Genomic DNA, 19724 nt, shown 5'->3' with positions numbered 1-19724 from the left:
CGCACGCGCGGTGTGGTGCCGCACACACGACGCGGCGGGTTGGGTACGCTCTGACCTCATGGCTTCCTGGTTGATCCGCGGTGTACCGATGGCACTGGTCCACATCGTGGCCCGCATCCTGCTCGGCGTCGCCGTCGTCAACGCCCCACTGCACGGCACCTGGTGGAAAGTGATCGCTGTCGCGGTGGTCATCGTCATCGCCGTCATCTGGGGCGGGATCGACGGCATCTCCGACGGCCGGGCGCACGACGACCCGGACGACTACGGCGACCTCACCGTGCTGTGGCTCAAGGCCGGGCTCGTGGCCGGAGTGATCTCGGGGGTCGTCTGCTGGGCGCTGAGCAACTTTGCGTTGGCCGGGATGGGTCAGAACAGCTTCTTCATCGAGCTCATCGCCGGAGCCTCGTTCACCGCGCTGCTGGTGTTCGTCCCAGCCTTCACCGGAGCCGGCCTGGGCCGCTACCTGGCGCGCCGCGAGGCCCGCTCGGCCGCGACCCACGACCGACAGCCCGAAACCGTCTGAGTCTCGTGCGGCGAGCGTGAGCCGCCGCAACCGTCAGAGCAGGACGCCGCCACCGGAGGCCGGGGCCTGACGGGCCACCGCCGAGTAGGCCGCAGCCAACAGTCCGGGGTCAGGAGCCTCGAGTCGGCCGGGCCGCGCCAACCCGTCGAGGACGACGAAGCGCAGCATCCCCGACCGGTTCTTCTTGTCGCCGGCCATGCCCTGCAACAGATCCGAGAACGCGTCGGCGTCGTATCCGGTGGGCAGTCCGACCGACTCCAGGATGTTGCGATGCCGGTCGGCGGTGGCGTCGTCGAGGCGCCCGGCCAACCGACCGAGCTCTGCGGCGTACACCAGACCAACCGACACTGCGGCACCGTGGCGCCAGCGATACTTCTCGCGACGCTCGATGGCGTGCCCGAGGGTGTGTCCGTAGTTGAGGATCTCGCGCAGCGAGGACTCCTTGAGGTCGGCCGAGACGACATCTGCCTTGACCTGAATTGATCGCCGGATCAGTTCGGGCAGAACAGATCCGGTGGGATCGCAGGCAGCCTGCGGGTCGGCCTCGATCAGGTCGAGGATCACCGGGTCGGCGATGAACCCGGTCTTGATGACCTCGGCCAGCCCCGCGATGATCTCGTTGGGGGGAACGGTCTCCAGGGTCGCGGTGTCGACGAACACCGCGCGCGGCTCGTGGAACGACCCGACCAGGTTCTTGCCCGCGTCGGTGTTGATGCCGGTCTTACCGCCGACGGCCGCGTCGACCATACCCAGCAGGGTGGTGGGCACATGGATCACCGGGACACCACGCATCCAGGTGGCGGCGACGAAACCGGCGAGGTCGGTGGCCGCGCCCCCGCCGAGTCCGATGACGAGGTCGTTGCGTTTCATCCCGATACGCCCGAACACCTCCCAGCAGAACGACGCGACGGCCAGATCCTTTCCGGCCTCGGCGTCGGGGATCTCCACGCGATGGGCGTCGATCCCGATGTCGGCCAGGGCTGCGCGAATGGCCTCGGCGGTCGCCAGCAGCGGCGGCTGGAACAGGATGGCGGCGTGGTCCACCCCCCGCGCCGCCTCCACGAGATCACCGAGCAGACCGCGGCCGATGACCACGTCGTACGGCGCGGCCCCGGTGACAGGGATACGAAGGGGTTCGGTGATCTCGGGCAACGGTCGACCTCCCCGGACCGTCAGGTCCAGTCGATGGCAGATGGTCTCGGCGAGTGCGCTCGGCGAGGAGTCGGTGGTGTCGATGGTGACGGCGGCGACCTGCTCGTACAACGGCAGGCGCGCGGCCATCAGGTCGCGGTAGCGATCTTCGGGGTCACCGGCGGCGGGGTCGAGCAGCGGCCGCTGCGGGCCGGCCGCACGGGCGTAGCCGACGGCCGGGTCAACCGAGAGCGCCACCACCGACTCGGTGCGCAGCCGATGCCGGATCGCGGCGGTCGTCACCGCACCTCCGCCCAACGCCACCACGCCACGGTGACGATCGAGCACGTGCGCCACCACATCGGATTCGATTGCGCGGAAGCCGGATTCACCGTCGGTGGCGAAGATCTCGGGGATGCTGCGACCGGTCCGCGTGACGATCTCGTCGTCGGTGTCGACGAACGTCACGCCGAGCCGATCGGCGAGGGCGTGTCCGACGGTGGTCTTGCCTGCGCCCATCGGACCGATCAGCACGGCGAGGGGCCCGCCGCGCGGGGTCGAGCCGTCGGTCACGGTGCCGGTGGGTCGGCCGCTGCGGAGGTGGCGCGGGCGGCGGCCATCCGGTCGGCGATGCGGCGGCGGTACCGCGCGACGTTGTCGACTGTCTCGGCCACCGAGTCACCACCGAACTTCTCCAGCGCGGCCTGCGCCACCACCAGCGCGACCATGGCCTCGGCCACCACCCCGGCCGCGGGCACCGCACACACGTCGGATCGTTGGTGGATGGCGGTGGCTTCGTCGCCGGTGGCGAGGTCGATGGTGGACAAGGCGCGTGGCACGGTCGAGATGGGCTTCATCGCCACCCGCACCCGCAGGTCGGCGCCGTTGGTCATGCCGCCCTCGAGGCCACCGGCCCGGTTGGTCGACCGGATCACCCCGTCGGGGCCGGGGACCATCTCGTCGTGCGCCTGACTCCCCCGTCGTCGCGCGGTGGCGAACCCGTCGCCGATCTCCACCCCCTTCATGGCCTGGATGCCCATGAGCGCGCCGGCCAGTCGGGCGTCGAGGCGTTGCTCGCCGCTGACGTAGCTGCCGATGCCGACCGGCAGCCCGGTCACCACCACCTCCACCACTCCGCCGAGGGTGTCGCCCTCGCGTTTGGCGTTCTCGATCTCGGCGATCATCGCGGCCTCGGCGGCGTCGGTGGCCGCACGCACAGGGCTGGCGTCGATGCGTTCGAGGTCCTGCGGCCCAGGTGGCGGACCGTCGATCACATCCGAGTCCCCGATGGAGACCACATGCGAGAGCACCTCGGCACCGAGCACCTGCCGCAGGAAGTTTCGGGCCACGGTGCCGGCAGCCACCCGGGCGGCGGTCTCGCGCGCACTGGCCCGCTCCAGCACCGGCCGGGCGTCGTCGAAGTCGAACTTGAGCATGCCCGCGTAGTCGGCGTGGCCGGGGCGCGGTCGGGTGAGCGGCGCGTTGCGAGCGCTGTCGGCGAGCAGGGCCGGGTCGACCGGGTCGGCCGCCATCACCGTCTCCCACTTGGGCCACTCGGTGTTCGCGATCTGCACCGCGATCGGCCCGCCCTGGGTGAGGCCGTGACGGATCCCACCCAGCACCGTCACCTGATCGGCCTCGAACTTCATCCGTGCACCGCGGCCGTAGCCGAGCCGGCGTCGCGCCAGTTGGGTGGCGATGTGGTCAGAGGTGACCTCGACCCCCGCGATCATCCCTTCGACAAGGGCGACGAGGGCCGGACCATGGGATTCTCCAGCAGTTGTCCAGCGCAGCACGATTCCCCATCCTTCCACGCCGCATCGGATGCTCCTGCCCTGGGACGCCTCACACCGCCAGCGGGAGCACCGCCACCGCGGCCAGCCCCAGCGCCGGGCCGTGCGCCACCGCGTCGGGGCCTCGCCCCCGACATCGGCGCACGGCCATGCCGACCAGGGTCAGGGTGACCGCCGCGAGAACCAGTACCGCAGCCCGCGCGGGATCTGCGGCCAGAGCACCGAGCACCACTGCCAGCTTAAGGTCGCCACCGCCACACCCGCCGATGATGCGACCCACGAGATACGGGAGCGCGGCCACGATCACCGCGCCGATCACCTCGGGTGTGCTGACCACCGAGGCCAACACGGCGACGATGGGTATCAGGGTCAGCCGGTTGGGCAGCCGCCGGGTGTCGAGGTCGTGGCGACTCAGCACGGCCAGCCACATCACGATCGACCAGCTGAGCAGGGGATGTCCGAGGGTGTACATCGGCTCATGATGCGGTGACAGATCACCCCGCACGCGACGATCTGGATGGTTGTCCACATCGGCCCCGCTCTGGCTGCTCCTGTGGACCACCACCGAGAAGTCAGGTGGCCGTGTGGTGTTCGGCCGTCACCGTCAGGACCGGGGCTCCAGCGCGGCCGCCATGGCCGCCTGCGGCGCGGGCTGCCCCGTGAACAGTTCGACCTGGGTGAACGCCTGATGTAGCAGCATCACCAGTCCCCCTGCCACCCGGCCGCCGCGCGAGGTGACCGCCGCAGCCAGCGGGGTGGGCCAGGGCGCATAAATCGCGTCGACCAACGCCGGGGTCCGGCTCAAGGTCTGGGCCAGCGGCTCTGCTGCCGCGGCGGGCACCGTGCTCACCGTGACCGCAGCCGCGGCGGCAGCTCCCGCCAACTCCGGCCCGTCCACGAACCCACGCACCGTCACCGCCACCCCCAGTTCGTCGGCGAGAGAACAGATGTCGCCGGCGCGGGCCGAGTCACGTACCACCACCGACACCGATCCCACCCCGGCTGCAAACAATGCGGCCAGGGCCGGACGCGCGGTACCGCCGGCCCCGAGAAGCACCGCCGGAGCGCCGTCGAGACGACCGGCACCGACGTGGGCCAGGGCCCCGGTGACACCGTCGATGTCGGTGCAGTCTGCGTGCCAGCGACCGTCGCGGTGGACGAGTGTGTTCGCCGAACCCACCTGCCGCGCTCGGGTGGTGGCGGTGTCGGCCACCGCGAGTGCCGCCACCTTGCCCGGCATGGTCACCGACAGGCCGACCCAGGAATCATCCAGTCCTGCAACCACTCCCGGCAGGGCCGCCTCATCGCACTCGATACGCCGATAGTCCCAGTCCAGCCCCAGGGCACGGTAGGCCGCCAGGTGCAGATCAGGTGAGCGGGAATGCCCGATCGGCGAACCCAGCACAGCCGCGTGCCGCGACGGCGCAGAGCCGGTCGGGATCGACGTCACTGACATCCGGTGGTGAGGATCTTGTTGGAACACGCCAGCTGCCGGTTACGTAGATGCTGCTCGTAGTCCGGGGTGAACAGGGTGGTGCCCTTGGCGTCGACGGTGACGAAGTAGACCCAGTTGCCTGCGGGCGGATCCAACGCCGCGGTCAGGGCGTCGCGCCCCACCGCACCGATGGGGGTGGCCGGCAGGCCCGACACCCGATAGGTGTTCCACTTGGTCTCGGCGGTGTAAGCGTCGCCGAACACGTCGATGTTGACCACCGCTGCGGTGTAGTTCGCGGTGGAGTCCATCTCCAACTTCTGGTTGCGGCCGAGCCGGTTGGTGATGACGCGGGCCACCTTTCCGTAGTCGGCGGTCATGGACACCTCGCGCTCCACCACCGACGCCGAGACCAGCGCCTGATACGGAGAGAGCCCGGTCGGGTTCTTGTTCAGCAACCCCCACTGCTCGAAGTACCTTGCGCTGCCGACGATCAGATACTTGAGCATCGCGGTCGGCGACAGGGCCGGGTCGATGCTCTCCCAGGCGATCGGCGCGATCAAGCCCTCGATCCGGCGGTGGTCGCCGGTGAGTTTGGCCACGTCGGCGGTGGCCCACTCGGGCACCCCGAGATCGGCCGGGCTGGCCGTGGCCGCCGCCTGAGCCAGTTGTTCGGGCGTGGGGCCGGTCTTCTTGCCGTTGATGGTGACGGTGGTCGCGTCGGCGAGCATCGCAAAGATGCCGACGGTGTTCTTGCCGTCGGCGGTCTTCTTGGTGTCGAGTTGGCGTCCCGCCGGGATGACCAGGCGTCCCACCCGGTTGTCGTCGCCGCCCAACATGGCCACCGCACGAGTGGCGGGGATGCCGGTTCGGAGCTTGTAGAACCCCGCGGAGATGGGCTTGTTGTCGGCGGCGGAGACGAATGCGGCGACGCTGGCCACCACACCGCGATCGTGCAGTATCTCCCCGAACCTGGTCAGGGTGGCGTCCTGCGGGATCTGCACCAACACGTCGCCGGTACCCGCGGTGTTGGAGTAGTCGGAGTCGTCGGTGAAGTAGCCGGTGAACTTCAGTCCCGCGTATCCCACGCCCCCGATGAGCCCGAGCAACACCACCATGACCAGTGCGATGGTCACGCGTCGGCGGGTGCGAGATCGCCCGGTCGAGGTGCGACGGCGACGCGGCGCGATCGCTCTGGACGACCCCGGGTCACCCTCGCCGTCAACGGCGCGAGGATCGGAGACCGCGCCCACCTGTCGGGGGCGCCGGGCCCGCAACGCCTCTGCCGTCGGTGTGGGGTCGGAGGGCCACGGCGACCGGCGGTCTGGGTCGGTTCGCACCTCGGATGCTGGATTCTCCACCCGCTCCGGCCATGCCTCGACGGGGCGGGGGTCGATCGGTCGGGGGTCGATCGGTCGGGGGTCGATCGGGCGGGGGTCGATCGGACCGGTCGGCGGGTCGGCCTGCCGCGCGCGTCGAGAAGGATCCGCAGGCGCGGCGCGTCGGGATCGATCGGTCTGCCGCCGGGGCGGTGGCGGTGCACCGGCCGGGGTTTCTGGGACCGGGTCTCCCACGGGACCGGTGGCCTCGAGATCGCCACGACCCACCATCCAGGCGGGAGTGTCGCGCTCGGGCTCGACAGGGTCGCGTCGGGCCCGTCGATGCGGGCGGTCGTTGGGCGGGGCGTTCTCCAGCAGCCGGCGCAGACGGAGCGTCTCGGTCGGATCGCCCGCGTCGTGGCGGCCGCGCCGTGAGGCGCGCGGTTCATCAGTCACCGAGTTGCCTCGCGCTCGCCGCTCGTCGGGTGGCCCGCAGATCCAGCCACGACTGCAAGATGGCGACCGCGGCAGCTTGATCGATCACCGCGCGTTGCTTCTTGGCCGATCGACCACCGGCGCGCAGCATCTGGGTGGCCACGGTGGTGGTCAGTCGCTCGTCGTGCAACGTGATGGGCACCGGGTCGATCCGTGGCGCCAGCACGGCGACGAACGCCTCGACCGCATCAGCTGCGCGACCGTGCTCGCCACGCAGCGTGGTCGGCAGTCCGACGATCACCTCGACCGCCTCGTATTCGTCTACCAGCGCCGCGATCCGGTCGGCGTCGCGGCCGTCAGCTGTCCGGGCGACCGTCTCGAGCGGGGTGGCGAGCACCCCGTCAGGATCACACGATGCGACGCCGATGCGCACGCTTCCGACATCGACGGCGATCCGCCGTCCACGCTCAGGTGGCGGCGCGTTCGACGACCGGGCGTCGGCTGGGTTCACCCGGCCGCCCCGGCCAACTCCTGAATCCGTTGCAGCGCAACGTCGATGGCGTCGGCATCGGTCCCCGATCCCTGGGCCAGATCCGGCTTTCCGCCACCGCGACCCCCGATGAGTGGCGCCACCTCACCCAACACCGACCCGGCGGCCAGCCCGAGGTCGCGAGCCGCGGCGGTGGTGGCCACCACGAACGGCACCTTCCCGTCCATCGCTGAGAACAGCGCGACCACGCCTGGTTCGCTGCCCAACCGACCGCGCAGGTCGGTGGCCAAGCCGCGCAGATCGCCGGCGGAGAGTCCGTCGTCGAGCCTAGCCGCCACGACCAGCGTCGACCCGGACCGCTGGGCACGCGCGATCAGGGTGGCCGCCGATGCGCGGGCTGCGTCGGCCCGGACCTTCTCCAGTTGCTTTTCGGCCTCGCGCAGGCGCTCCACGATGCCGGCCACCCGATCGGGGACCTGCTCACTGGGCACCTTCAGCGACGACGACACCGCCGCGAGTAGAGCACGTTCCCGGCTGAGGTAACGGTAGGCGTCGAGGCCGACGAACGCCTCGATGCGTCGCACCCCCGAGCCCACCGATGCCTCTCCCAGTACGGTCACCGGGCCGACCTGGGCCGAGGAGGTGACGTGGGTGCCACCGCAGAGCTCCATCGAGAACGGTCCACCGATCTCGACCACCCGCACCCGCTCGCCGTAGTTCTCGCCGAACAGCGCCATCGCGCCCATCGCCTTGGCCTCGTCGAGGCCGGCCTCGAAGGTGTTGACCGGGAAGTCCGACTCGACCGCGTCGTTGGCGATCTCCTCGATCTCGCCGCGCTGGGTGTCGGACAGACCGCTTTGCGCGCGAAAGTCGAACCGCAGGTAGCCGGGTCGGTTCAGTGAACCGGCCTGGGTGGCCCCGGAGCCGAGTACCTGGCGCAAGGCCGCACCGATGAGATGGGTGCCCGAATGCCCCTGGGTGGCGCCGCGGCGATGACGCGGATCGACCTGTGCGACAACCACATCGCCGACTGCGAACTCGCCCGCCTGCACGGTGGCCACATGCCGGAACACAGACTTGGCGATCTTCTGCACGTCGGTCACCTGCGCGCGGGCACCGGCCGAGCTGCTGATCGAACCGACGTCGGCGGTCTGTCCGCCGGCCTCGGCGTAGAGCGGCGTGCGGTCGAGGATGATTTCGACCTGCTGGCCAGGCGTGGCCACCGGCTGCGACGAACCTGCCCCGATGATGCCGAGAACCGTTGCCTCCGAGACCAGCTCGTCGAAGCCGGTGAACTCGGTGGGGCCACGGTCGAGGAACTCGCGGTACACCGACTGATCGGCGTGCCCGGTCTTGCGCGCGGTCGCGTCGGCTTTGGCCCGGGCCCGCTGCTCGGCCATCAACTCGGTGAAACCCTGCTCGTCGACCGTCAGGCCGGCCTCGGCCGCCATCTCCAAAGTGAGGTCGATGGGGAACCCGTAGGTGTCGTGCAGGGTGAAGGCGTCGGCACCGGAGATCTGTTTCTTGCCTGCCGATGTGGTGGCGACAGCGGCGTCGTCGAAGAGTTTCGACCCGGCGGCCAGGGTGGCCAGGAAGGCGGTCTCCTCCCCCACCGCGGTCGCGGTGATCGCGGCGCCCCGTTCGGCCAGCTCGGGGTAGGACGGTGCCATGGTCGCGAGCACCGACTCGACGTAGGCGCCCATCGACACCTCTTGCGATCCGAGCAGACGCGAGGCCCGCACGATCCGACGGAGCAAGCGCCGCAACACATATCCGCGACCGTCGTTGCCCGGGGTGACGCCGTCGGCGATCAGCATCACCGCGGTGCGGGTGTGGTCGGCGATCACCCGGAACCGGACGTCGTCGGCGCTGCCGTCGGGTGCGCCGTAGGTGCGTCCGGTCAACCGCTGCGCCACGTCGATGACGGGCTTGAGCAGATCCGTCTCGTAGACGTTGTCGACGCCCTGCAGGATGCAGGCGACCCGCTCGACACCCATCCCGGTGTCGATGTTCTTCTGCGGCAACGGCCCGAGGATCTCGAACGCGTCCTTGCCTCCGCCCGGACCACGGACGTTCTGCATGAACACCAGGTTCCAGATCTCGATGTAGCGATCTTCGTCGGCTTCGGGCCCGCCTTCGACGCCGTACTCAGGTCCGCGGTCGTAGAAGATCTCCGAACACGGACCGCACGGACCGGGTACACCCATCGACCAGTAGTTGTCCTTGAGGCCGCGGCGTTGGATGCGCTCGGCGGGTACGCCGATCTCGTCTCGCCAGATCCCCTCGGCCTCGTCGTCGTCGAGATAGACCGTGGGCCACAGGCGGGTCGGGTCGATGCCGAAACCGCCCTGCGAGAGCGGGTTGGTCAGCAGGGACCAGGCGAATCCGATCGCCTCGCGCTTGAAGTAGTCGCCGAAGGAGAAGTTGCCCGCCATCTGAAAGAAGGTGTTGTGCCGGGTGGTGATTCCCACCTCTTCGATGTCGAGGGTGCGCACGCATTTCTGGATGCTGGTGGCGCGCGCTGCCGGCGGGGTCTGATCGCCGAGGAAGTAGGGAACGAACGGCACCATGCCCGCGACGACGAACAGCTGGTTGGGGTCGTCGAGGATCAGCGACGCGCTGGGGATCTCGGTGTGACCGGCGTTGACGAAGTGATCCAGGAATCGCTTCCTGATCTCATGGGTCTGCACCTGGTGGTCCTCACTGCCGATACGACGCCACCGGCGGTGGCTGACGGTGTGACCACACTACCGCCTGCCTCCCAGGCCACGGACGATCGACCGGAGCCGTCGTAGCCGGGCCGCGATCTCACGCTCGTGCCCATGGTCGGTCGGCCGGTAGTAGTCGACACCCACGAGATCGTCGGGCGGATACTGCTGTGCCAGCACGCCGTCGGTGACATCGTGCGGGTAGCGATATCCCTGCGCATTGCCCAATGCTGCCGCCCCGGCGTAGTGGCCATCGCGCAGATGTGGGGGCACCAGGCCGATCTTGCCCGCCGCCACGTCGCCCATGGCCGCACCGATCGCCGCGACCACCGCAGGTGACTTCGGTGCGGTGGCCAGGTGGATGGTGGCCTGGGTCAAGGCCAGTCGCGCCTCGGGCATCCCCACCAGCGCCACCACCTGGGCCGCGGCCACGGCCACCTGCAGCGCCGTCGGATCGGCCATGCCGATGTCCTCACTGGCGTGGATCATCAAGCGGCGGGCGATGAATCGCGGGTCCTCGCCGGCGGTGATCATCCGCGCCAGGTAGTGCACGGCGGCGTCGGCGTCGGACCCTCGGATGGACTTGATGAAGGCGCTGATGACGTCGTAGTGGGCATCGCCGTCGCGGTCGTAGCGCACCGCGGCGGTGTCCAGGGCCGACTCGACGTCGGCGAGTCCCACCGTCGAGTCGGGGCCATCGCGCCCGAGTGCCACATCGGCGGCCACGTCCAGCGCGGTCAGTGCCTTGCGAGCGTCACCGCCGGACAGTGCGATCAGGTGGGCGCGAGCGTCGGGGCTGATCGTCACCGCACCGGCCAGTCCCCGATCATCGGTGACCGCGCGGTCGAGTACCTCCCCGATGTCGGCATCGGAGAGCGGCTGCAGCTGCAGCACAAGCGATCTCGAGAGCAGCGGGGCCACCACCGAAAACGACGGATTCTCGGTGGTGGCGGCCACCAGCAGCACCACCCGGTTCTCGACCGCGTCGAGCAGTGCATCCTGCTGGGTCTTGGAGAAGCGGTGCACCTCATCGATGAACAAGACCGTCGAGCGGCCCTCCACCAGTCGGCGCCGGGCCGCGTCGATCACCGCACGCACCTCCTTCACCCCGGCCGACAGCGCTGAAAGCGCCTCGAACCTGCGGCCGGTGGCGGTGGAGATCAACGACGCCATCGTGGTCTTTCCGGTGCCCGGCGGACCGTAGAGCAGCACCGATGCTGCACCGGAGCCCTCGATCAGCCGACGCAGTGGGGATCCGGGGCTCAGCAGATGACGTTGCCCGACGATCTCGTCGACGGTCTGCGGACGCATGCGCACCGCCAACGGCCCGCCCAGGCCCGGGTGGTGTGGAGCGACCGGTTCGGGGTCATCAGGCGCGGCGAAGAGGCCATCACCCTCGGGGTGGGTCATGGGTCTCAGCGATGCCAGGCCGCGTCGAGGGCATCGGCCACCTCAGCGCACGAGTCGCCCATCCCGACCAGTCCGATCCGGCGGCCCGCAGCCGACAGGTCGCGCCACCGCGCCACCAGCACGGCAGGATCGTTGCTGCGCACCGCCAGGCCGTGGGTGCGCTGATCGACGTCGAGATCGGGGTCCAGCATCCAGGCGGTCGACAACCACACCCACAGCGTGCGCGCAGCCAACACCTTGCGGTGCATCTGCCCGTCGTGGACCAGAGCCGGCCAGATCGCCTGGATCTCCGATCGCCAGGCGTCGATCAACGCCGTCTCCAACTCGTCGCGTCGCGCCATCCACCGGGGCGCCAGCTCGGGCACGAAGGTGACCAGCGCGTAGGCGATGTCGAGGGTGGCGTCGCGGAAGCCACCCCACTCGTAGTCCATGAACTGCACGCCGTCGTCGTTGATCAGGATGTTCGGCGGCCCCACGTCCGACGGGCTGAACGCCCGGTGGTCTCCGTCGGAGAACAGATGCGGGCACTGGTGCAGCATCTCGAGGACCTCGGCGTGCAGCCGCACCCCCACCGCGGCTGCGATCAGGTCGGCGGCCACCTGAACCGCCGCACCCGCAGGCACCCGGACCGCCTCGACGGTTTCGTGACCCGGACCGTGCCGAAGCAGGGCCGCGAAGTCGGCCTCACCGCCGACGGTGGCGGCATGCATCCGCCCCAACGCCTGCCCCCAGGCGCTGATGGCATGACTGGTGTCGGACCAATCGGTGCTGCCGAGCAGCTCCACCATCGATCGACCGTCTCCCAGGTCGCTGAGCACCAACAACCGCGCTGCGGTGTCCGAGGCGATCAGCTGTGGTCCCGGCCGGGAGTCAGAAGGCAGGGCGGTGGCGTACTTGTAGGACGCGAGCTCGCGGGCGAACGCGCCATCGTGTGCGTCGGCGGGAAACACCTTGAGCACCAGGCTGCGATCGAGTGAGAGCGGGTTCTGCGCCACCCGGGCTCGCACCACCGAGGTACGTCCACTGCCACCGAGGTCGATCGGGTCGGCCAGGGTGACCGCAGATCCGGCGCGAGCCGACAACACGCGCTCGGCAACACGGACCGCCTGTGCCGGGCGGCTCGGAGTGATGACGGTCATTTCTCCACAAACCTACCCAAGCCGTGCCGCCCGCTGTCGAGGGGAACCGGCAACCCGGACACTTCGACCACCGCTGATCGCAGGCGTGCAGGTGTCCACCTGGACCCGCACCGGGTCGGAATCGAGCTCAGCCCGAGCGTGCGACCTGCATCGACGGCGTGTCGTCCTGGGGTGCCACGTCCACCGACACCGTGATGGTGCTCGATGCCGAATCGGTATAGATGACTCCCCGCAGCGGTGGCACGTCGTCGTAGTCGCGACCCCAGGCCAGCACGACGTAACGCTCGTCGACGAACTTGTCGTTCGTCGGATCCAGCCCGATCCACCCGACGTCGGGCACGAAGACCTGCAACCATGCGTGGCTGGCGTCGGCGCCGACCACCCGTTCACGGCCCGGCGGCGGATCGGTGGCCAGGTAACCCGAGACGTATCGCGCGGCCAGACCCTTGGACCGCAGACACGCGATGGCGACCCGGGCGAAGTCCTGGCAGACCCCTTCCCGACGGCTCATGACGGTGTCGACGCGGGTGCTGATGGCCGTCGACCCGGACCGGTAGGCGAAGTCGGCATGGATGCGTGTGGTCAGCTCGGCCACCACCTCGATCATCGGTCGACCCGCCACGATGATCTCGTCGGCGTAGTCGCGGACTGCGGGAGAGATCTCCGGCGGCATCAGATCCAGGGTGAACTCCACCTCGACCGGGGTCCCCGCAACCCGGGGTCGCGCCGATTCCCAGTTCGCCAGAGCACCGGGGGCCCGCAGGGCCTCGAGGTCCACCGGGTCGACGTCGACGATCGAGGAACCCACCACCTCGAGTCGGCGATGCGGGGTACGCACGTGGAAGTAGGTGTCGCTGTTGCCGAAAACGTCGACACCGGTGGAACGATCGGCGGGTTCGGGATCGATCAGCACCGCCGACTCGATCACTCGTTGTCCGGGCAGGTCACGAGGCAACAGGAAACAGCGACCGTAGGACGAGCTCACCACGTCGTCGTAGTCGTAGACGGTGCGGTGGGTGACCCGATAACGGCGCCGATCACCGGCGGTCGCCGGCACCAGCGGATGGCTCACGGCAGCGCCGTTCGTGCGCCCCACAGTGGGCGCAGGTCCCTGGGCGGGGCGAACCTGGTGCGGTTCAACACATCTGACACCTCGCGCGCGCCCGAGGCGATGGTCTGCATCAACGTCGACAGTTCCTCACGGCGACCGGTGTCGGCGGGCTTGACCAGATCGCCCAGATCGACCCGACGCAACTCGGAGATGAGGTCTTCGACGATTCGCTCGGCGGCGGCCGTCCGGATCGCATCGGGTAGTCCGGACAGATCCGATCGCAGCAGGGTCAACTGGTAGATCATCGAGCGCGGGTTGGAATCGTCGAACATGCTCAGCATTATCACCGGCCGCAGTCGCATCAGCCCCCGGTTGCGCCGCCGGTAGATCACTGACGACTCGTTGGCCATGAGGAACGCCTCGAGCAACCCCTGCTCGATCTCGGGATCGTGGCGAGGCACCAGCACGGCGCGGGTCATCTCAGCCAGAGCGATCGCACGTTCCAGACGTCGACCGATGTCCATGAACATCCACCCCGGGTCGTGCACCATCGACTCGGCCTGCAAGCCGGCCAACGCCAGCAGTCCGTGCAACATCCCCTCGTGGGCGCGGGCCAACTCACCGACGTCCACCCGGTCGAGATCGGTCGCACTCTCACCGATCCCGGGGTCGGTGCCGTAGGACGCCGAGCGGTCCATGGTGTCGGCGACGACCGAGTGGGCGAGGTCGGCCAAAGCACGTTCGATGGTGCCCAGCACCATCCAGGTACTGGTCGACATCTGGTCGCGGACCGCTCGCGCGGCTGCGACGAGCCGGTCCACCGCATGGGCCACCGAACCCGGTGCCGAGCGGGACATGGTGAGGCGGACCAACGTCGGCATCACCTGTTCGATCGGTTCACCTGTGGTGAGCCCGAGGTGCGCGGTCATCGTGGTGGCCTCGGCCACCCCGGACAGGTACACCCCCAGCGCATCGCCCTGTCGCGGCCGTCGAGAATCCCGCGCCTGGAAGCGTTCTCGGGCCACTGCAACCATCCGAACGGTCAGCTCGGCGCGTTCACCGTAGCGCCCCAACCAGAACAGGTCGGCCAGCACCCGCGGCGACTGCGCCGAGTGGTTGGGGTCCCCGAGACCGACGTCGATGGCGACGGCCTCGATACGCCCACTGGACTCGGTGACCCGCGACCCGTCGCCGATCGGTTCGGTGCTGGTGATCCAGACGTCCTTGGCCGCGATGGCGCCCATCGCGGCGCCATCGGCACCGGCGCCGAGCACCATCCCCAATCCGCCCGGCATCACCGAGTAGCCACCCGTGCGCGCGACCGCAAACGTGCGCAGCGCGACCGGCGCCGCCCGTAGCCGCCCGACCGCTCCGGCGAAGGCAGGTGTCATCGACGGTGCGACCGACCAGTGTTCAGGCCGTCGACCCACCCACTGCCAGGTCTGCTCGGCCAGCCGCGCGCGCAGCGCGTCGGCCTGGGCTGTGGTGAGGTGGTGGCCGAGGAGATGTTCGCCGGTGCGTACGTTGTCGAACACCAGCTCCGATGTCCGGGCCATCAGCTCACTGCGCTGCAGATCGTCTCCGCCCCAATAGGTCTCGACGGTGGGAAGGATCAGCGGCTCGTCGATCAGCGCGGGCGCGAGCCGACCCATCACGGTGTGCAGCGCCGGATTCTCCAGCACCCCGCTGCCCAGGGTGTTGACCACGCTGACGTTGCCGCGCGCGATCGCCTCCACCAGCCCCACCACGCCCAGCCGAGAATCTGTGCGCAAGTCCAGCGGATCACAGAACTGTGAATCGACGCGGCGCAGGATCACGTCGACCCGTTTGAGGCTGCCCAGCAACCGCATGAACACCGCGCCATTGCGCACCAGCAGGTCGGCGGCCTCCACCAACGGGAACCCCAGCATCGAGGCCAGATAGGCCTGGTCGAATGCGGTCTCCGACAACGACCCTGGGCTCAGCACCACGACGGTGGGATCGTCGACGCCCCCAGGGGCGTGATCGAACAGCGCCAGCCGCAGGGTGCCCGCGAAGGTGGTGATGGGCCGCGGACCCACCGCCCCGAACAATCCGGACAGGTTGCGCGAACTCAGCCGTCGATCAGCGATCGCGTAGCCGATGCCCGAAGGCGCCTGCGTGTAGTCGCCCCAGAGGACGAAACTGCCGTCGGGTCGCCGACCGATGTCGGCGGCGTGCAGGAACAGTGTGTGTGATCCCGCGGTGGCCACCCGTCCGGCCTTGCGGATGTAGCCAGGGTGACCGAAGACCATCTCGGCGGGGACGAGGCCGTCGGCGATGGTCCGTCGGTCGCCGTAGATGTCGGTCAGCAGTGCGTCGAGCAAGCGTGCGCGCTGGGCCACGGCCGCCTCCACGTCGGCCCAGTCGGCGTCGTCGAGGATCAACGGCACGCTGTCGAGTTGCCAGATCCGTGCGGTCTGGGCCGGGTCGGACATCTGATCGCCGGTGACGTTGTAGGTGATGCCCTCGTCGGCGACCATCGTCCGCAGCCGGGTGCCCGACCGTGCCAGACCCTCATCACCCACCAGTGAATACGCTGTCGCCAGCTCCGACCAGTGCGAACGGATGTTCCCCGCGGCGTCGATGAGTTCGTCGTGCGGATGGGTCGAGGTGCCGACAGACGGATCGTCCAGGTCGACGTCGAAGAGCGCGAAGCGTTCGGCCCGGTACCGGTCGATGACCGGTGCGGGAACTCCGGCGGGTGTCAGACGAGCCGAGGTCACCGCAGAACCGTACGCGCCCGCCGGAGGTCGAGGATCGTCGGCACCCCGAGATCGGTGGCCAGTCGGGCTGCCATCTCCCGCAACGCCGCGGTGTCGACGGGCCCCGGCGTGTGACCGATGGCCTCGAAGCGTCCGTTGCGCCGCGACTCGGCTTCCACGGCGTTGACCGGCGGGCGATCGTAGGCCCGGCCGCCGGGGTGCACCACGTGGTAAGTGGCACCGCCGACAGACCGCCCGGTGGCGGTGTCGACGAGATCGAAGGTGAGCGGGGAGTCGATGCCCACCGTGGGGTGCAGTGCGCTCGGCGGCTGCCACGCCCGGAACCGGATGCCTGCCACCCGCTCGCCGGGACGCCCGGTCGGGGTAAGCGGCAGCGGACATCCGTTGCAGGTCAACATGAACCGGTCGTCATCGCTGCCCTGTACGCGCACTTGCACGCGCTCGACGGAGGAGTCGACGTAGCGCGCCGTACCCGCCCCGGTCGACTCCTCCCCCAGCACGTTCCAGGGCTCGATGGCCCCCCGCAGTTCCAGTTCCTGATCACGGATGGACACCGTGCCCAGGCGGGGGAACCGGAACTCGGTGAACGGGTCGAGCCAGGCGGTGTCGAAGTCGACACCGGCCTCGCGTAGGTCTTCGGCGACGGCTGCGATGTCGTTGATCACGTAGTGCGGCAGCAGGTGCCGTCCGTGCAGGTCGGCCCCGTGTCGGATCAGCTTGCCGCGATAGGGCTCGTCCCAGAACCACGCGACCAGGCTGCGCACCAGCAGCGACTGCACCATGGCCATCTGGTGATGCGGCGGCATCTCGAAGGCACGCAGCTCCAGCAGCCCCAGGCGTCCGCGCGCGGAATCGGGACTGTAGAGCTTGTCGATACAGAACTCGGCCCGATGGGTGTTGCCCGTGATGTCGGTCAACAGGTGCCGGAGCGCGCGGTCGACCAACCACGGCGCCGCGCCACCGTCTTCGCCGGTGAGTCGGTCGATCTCGGCGAAGGCGATCTCGAGCTCGTAGAGGGCGCTCTCGCGGCCCTCATCTGCGCGGGGGGCCTGCGAGGTGGTGCCAATGAACCGACCTGAGAACAGATACGACAGGGACGGGTGCCGCTGCCAGTACCGCAGCATCGACACCAGCAGGTCTGGTCGGCGCAGCATCGGAGAACTCGCCGCCGAGGCGCCGCCGAGGGTGATGTGGTTTCCCCCGCCGGTGCCGCCGTGGCTGCCGTCGAGATCGAACGACTCGGTACCCAGGCGCGCCAACCGCGCCTGCTCGTACAGGGTCTCGAGGAGCGCGGACTGTTCGGCAAACGATCCGGTCGGCTGGATGTTCACCTCGATGACCCCGGGGTCGGGGGTGACGGTCAACGATTGCAACCGTGAATCCGACGGCGGCCCATAGCCTTCCACCACCACCGGCTGATCGCAGGTGGCGGCGGCGGCCTCGACGGCGGCGATCAGCTCGACGAATTCCTCGAGCCGCTGTGTGGGCGGCAGGAACACATGGAGCACGTCGTCGCGGACCTCGGCGACGATCGCGGTGCGCGGAATCGGAGTGCCCGGATCGGTCGGGGCCGCGGTGGCCGCACCCGCCGGTTGCGCGGGCGCCGTGCGTACCTCGGTGGGTTCAGGCGCGCTGCCGATGGCCCCCGTGGGGGGTGTGGACGGGCGCAGCGGGGCCACCGGAGCGGTGGGATCGGCCTCGAACGCGGCGGGCGGATCGGCCCACGACAGCGAGTCCAGCGGGAGCCGCAGACCCGCCGGCGAGGTACCAGCGGTCAGCACCAGACGGCCCCGCCGGGTCGACCAGCCGACCGTGGTCCACGCGGAGTCGTCGTCGGTGCGCGTGATCGGCAGGACGTGTCCAGTGGGTGCGGTGACCGCAGAATCCAAGCGCGCCAACAGTTCCAACCGCGCGTCGGGACCGTCGATGTCGGGCTCGATGTCGGATCCGCGACCCCGCCGCCCGGCGGTGGGGTCGTCGTCGTCGACTGCGGCGGGCGCATCGTCGGGCGTCGGTTCTCCCGGTGGCCGGCGCAACACCTCGGCGAGTTTGAGCAGCGGGTCCTCGTAGACCGGGTGAACCGCAAGGGCCGGGATACCGATCGCCTGCGCTAGTGCTGACATGAACGCCGCACTGCGCGCAGCGGTCTCAGCCGTCGGGTCCGGGGGCACCACCGCCATCGACCGCGCGGCACCCGCGTCGTCAGCCCACGGATCGGCCAGCAGAGAGCGGTTGTGCCACAACGGTTGCCCATCGGTCCGCCACATCAGGGCGATCTGCCAGCGCGGCAGCGGCTCGCCGGGGTACCACTTGCCCTGACTGCGTTGCACCAGGCCGGTCGGCGCATAGACCTCGGCCAGCCGACCCGCCAGTGCTGAGGCCAGCAGACGCTTGTGCGCACCGTCGGCCGCGGTGGTCCACTCGGGCGCGGTCTGGTTGTCGATGGAGACGAACGTCGGTTCGCCCCCCATCGTCAGTCCCACCCCCTGCCGTTCCATCCGCGCATCCACCGCGGCCCCGAGGTCGACCACGCGCGACCACTGGTCAGGCGTATAGGGCAGCGTGACGCGAGGGTCCTCGTGGAACCGGGTGACCGTGTTCGAGAAGTCCATCGTGGCATGGCATTTGCCGGTCGCCCCGGTGATCGGCGCAGCCCCACCGGGATGTGGCGTGGCCGCCAGCGGGATGTGGCCTTCGCCGGCAAACAGTCCCGAGGTGGGGTCCATGCCCACCCATCCGGCCCCCGGCAGGTAGACCTCGGTCCACGCGTGCAGGTCGGTGAAGTCGGCTGAGGGACCCGACGGTCCATCGAGGGCGCGTACGTCGGAGGTGAGCTGGACCAGATATCCGGAGACGAAACGGGCGGCCAGTCCGTATCGGCGCAGGATGTCCACCAGCAGCCACGCCGAGTCGCGGCACGATCCGACCCCGGTGGACAGCGTGACCTGTGGAGACTGCACGCCGGCCTCCAGTCGGACGGTGTAGGCGACGTCGTCACGGACCGCCTGGTTGATCGCCACCAGGAAGTCGATGATCCGGATGGTCTCGGTGGGGCGATGCCGCTCGACCCACGCCGCGGCCAATGGACTGTCGGCGTCCACGGCGGCGGCGTGCCGGCCGGTGGGGCCGGCGGCGACCGGTCGCAGGTACGCCTCCAGATCGGTCCGCATCTCCTCGGGGTAGCTGAACCCGTAGTCCTCGGCCCAGTCCTCGATGAAGAAGTCGAACGGGTTGATGGCGGTCAGGTCGGCCACCAGACCCACGGTGATGCTCAGCGTGGTCGTCGGTTCGGGGAACACCAGTCGCGCCTGATAGTTGGCGAAGGCGTCCAGCTGCCAGTTGATGAAGTGATCGGCCGGTTCGACGGTCAGGGTGTAGGCCTCGATCGGTGTTCGCGAGTGCGGCGCCGGACGCAACCGGACCACGTGCGGGTACACCTTGACCGGACGGTCGAAGGAGTAGCTCGTGCGGTGCTCGAGAGCAACCTTGATGGTCAACGGAAGCAACCCTTTCAGACTGTGACGGGGCGATGGCTGCTCGGGAGGACCC

13 protein-coding genes and 1 pseudogene are annotated in these 19724 nt (G+C 69.4%); 1 reads left to right on the top strand and 13 read right to left on the bottom strand.

What is annotated here, in order from left to right; all coding sequences use genetic code 11:
* The first annotated feature begins 58 nt into the window (after positions 1–58).
* A complete protein-coding gene (locus KIK15_RS14640; protein WP_214245443.1) occupies positions 59–523 on the top strand; it encodes a B-4DMT family transporter in 465 nt (154 codons plus the stop codon).
* Positions 524–556: 33 nt separating this feature from the next.
* Here KIK15_RS14640 and aroB read toward each other — a convergent pair whose 3' ends face one another.
* The 13 genes and pseudogenes from aroB to KIK15_RS14580 all read right to left on the bottom strand — a co-directional run bounded on the left by aroB (position 557) and on the right by KIK15_RS14580 (position 19672).
* Positions 557–1666, bottom strand: coding sequence for a 3-dehydroquinate synthase (gene aroB / locus KIK15_RS14635; RefSeq protein ID WP_307851926.1), 1110 nt, complete (start codon positions 1664–1666; stop codon positions 557–559).
* 48 nt (positions 1667–1714) lie between these two features.
* A pseudogene (locus tag KIK15_RS18465) lies at positions 1715–2173 on the bottom strand (shikimate kinase); the annotation flags it as partial.
* A 50-nt stretch (positions 2174–2223) separates the two neighbouring features.
* Entirely contained in the window at positions 2224–3450 is a 1227-nt protein-coding gene (aroC, locus tag KIK15_RS14630) for a chorismate synthase (protein WP_307851907.1), read from the bottom strand.
* 49 nt (positions 3451–3499) lie between these two features.
* Positions 3500–3919, bottom strand: a complete 420-nt coding sequence (locus tag KIK15_RS14625; RefSeq protein ID WP_214245441.1) for an A24 family peptidase — start codon at positions 3917–3919, stop codon at positions 3500–3502.
* A 132-nt stretch (positions 3920–4051) separates the two neighbouring features.
* The gene (locus tag KIK15_RS14620; protein WP_214245440.1) at positions 4052–4903 is read right to left on the bottom strand and encodes a shikimate dehydrogenase; all 852 of its coding nucleotides are present in this window, start codon (positions 4901–4903) and stop codon (positions 4052–4054) included.
* Positions 4894–6015: an endolytic transglycosylase MltG gene (gene mltG / locus KIK15_RS14615; RefSeq protein ID WP_307851906.1), complete on the bottom strand. Its 1122-nt coding sequence runs from the start codon at positions 6013–6015 to the stop codon at positions 4894–4896. Before mltG ends, KIK15_RS14620 begins: the two co-directional genes overlap by 10 nt.
* A gap of 631 nt (positions 6016–6646) precedes the next feature.
* Complete coding sequence (gene ruvX / locus KIK15_RS14610) at positions 6647–7144, bottom strand: Holliday junction resolvase RuvX (protein ID WP_214245439.1); 498 nt, start codon at positions 7142–7144, stop codon at positions 6647–6649.
* Positions 7141–9813 (bottom strand): alanine--tRNA ligase, encoded by a 2673-nt coding sequence (alaS, locus tag KIK15_RS14605; protein WP_214245438.1) that lies wholly within the window; start codon positions 9811–9813, stop codon positions 7141–7143. The genes ruvX and alaS overlap by 4 nt, the downstream gene beginning before the upstream one ends.
* A 57-nt stretch (positions 9814–9870) precedes the next feature.
* On the bottom strand, positions 9871–11241 hold the full coding sequence (locus tag KIK15_RS14600) for a replication-associated recombination protein A (protein ID WP_214245437.1): 1371 nt from the start codon (positions 11239–11241) through the stop codon (positions 9871–9873).
* A gap of 5 nt (positions 11242–11246) precedes the next feature.
* Positions 11247–12380: a hypothetical protein gene (locus tag KIK15_RS14595; protein ID WP_214245436.1), complete on the bottom strand. Its 1134-nt coding sequence runs from the start codon at positions 12378–12380 to the stop codon at positions 11247–11249.
* A 127-nt stretch (positions 12381–12507) separates the two neighbouring features.
* Positions 12508–13452 (bottom strand): transglutaminase family protein, encoded by a 945-nt coding sequence (locus KIK15_RS14590; protein ID WP_307851905.1) that lies wholly within the window; start codon positions 13450–13452, stop codon positions 12508–12510.
* Entirely contained in the window at positions 13449–16175 is a 2727-nt protein-coding gene (locus KIK15_RS14585) for a circularly permuted type 2 ATP-grasp protein (RefSeq protein WP_307851904.1), read from the bottom strand. Before KIK15_RS14585 ends, KIK15_RS14590 begins: the two co-directional genes overlap by 4 nt.
* Positions 16172–19672, bottom strand: coding sequence for a DUF2126 domain-containing protein (locus KIK15_RS14580; RefSeq protein ID WP_214245435.1), 3501 nt, complete (start codon positions 19670–19672; stop codon positions 16172–16174). The genes KIK15_RS14585 and KIK15_RS14580 overlap by 4 nt, the downstream gene beginning before the upstream one ends.
* Between the last annotated feature and the right edge of the window lie 52 nt (positions 19673–19724).

It is taken from the genome of Williamsia sp. CHRR-6, from assembly GCF_018474015.1.
Classification (GTDB): domain Bacteria; phylum Actinomycetota; class Actinomycetes; order Mycobacteriales; family Mycobacteriaceae; genus Williamsia_A.
The sequence above is the reverse complement of the archived record's forward strand: the minus strand, read 5'-3'. Positions and strand labels throughout refer to the sequence as shown.

Excerpts from the sequence above, each read along its gene's own strand:
- KIK15_RS14640 (WP_214245443.1), top strand. The coding sequence starts at position 59 with ATGGCTTCCTGGTTGATCCGCGGTGTACCGATGGCACTGGTCCACATC.
- KIK15_RS14625 (WP_214245441.1), bottom strand. The coding sequence starts at position 3,919 with ATGTACACCCTCGGACATCCCCTGCTCAGCTGGTCGATCGTGATGTGG.
- KIK15_RS14620 (WP_214245440.1), bottom strand. The coding sequence starts at position 4,903 with ATGTCAGTGACGTCGATCCCGACCGGCTCTGCGCCGTCGCGGCACGCG.
- KIK15_RS14600 (WP_214245437.1), bottom strand. The coding sequence starts at position 11,241 with ATGACCCACCCCGAGGGTGATGGCCTCTTCGCCGCGCCTGATGACCCC.
- KIK15_RS14595 (WP_214245436.1), bottom strand. The coding sequence starts at position 12,380 with ATGACCGTCATCACTCCGAGCCGCCCGGCACAGGCGGTCCGTGTTGCC.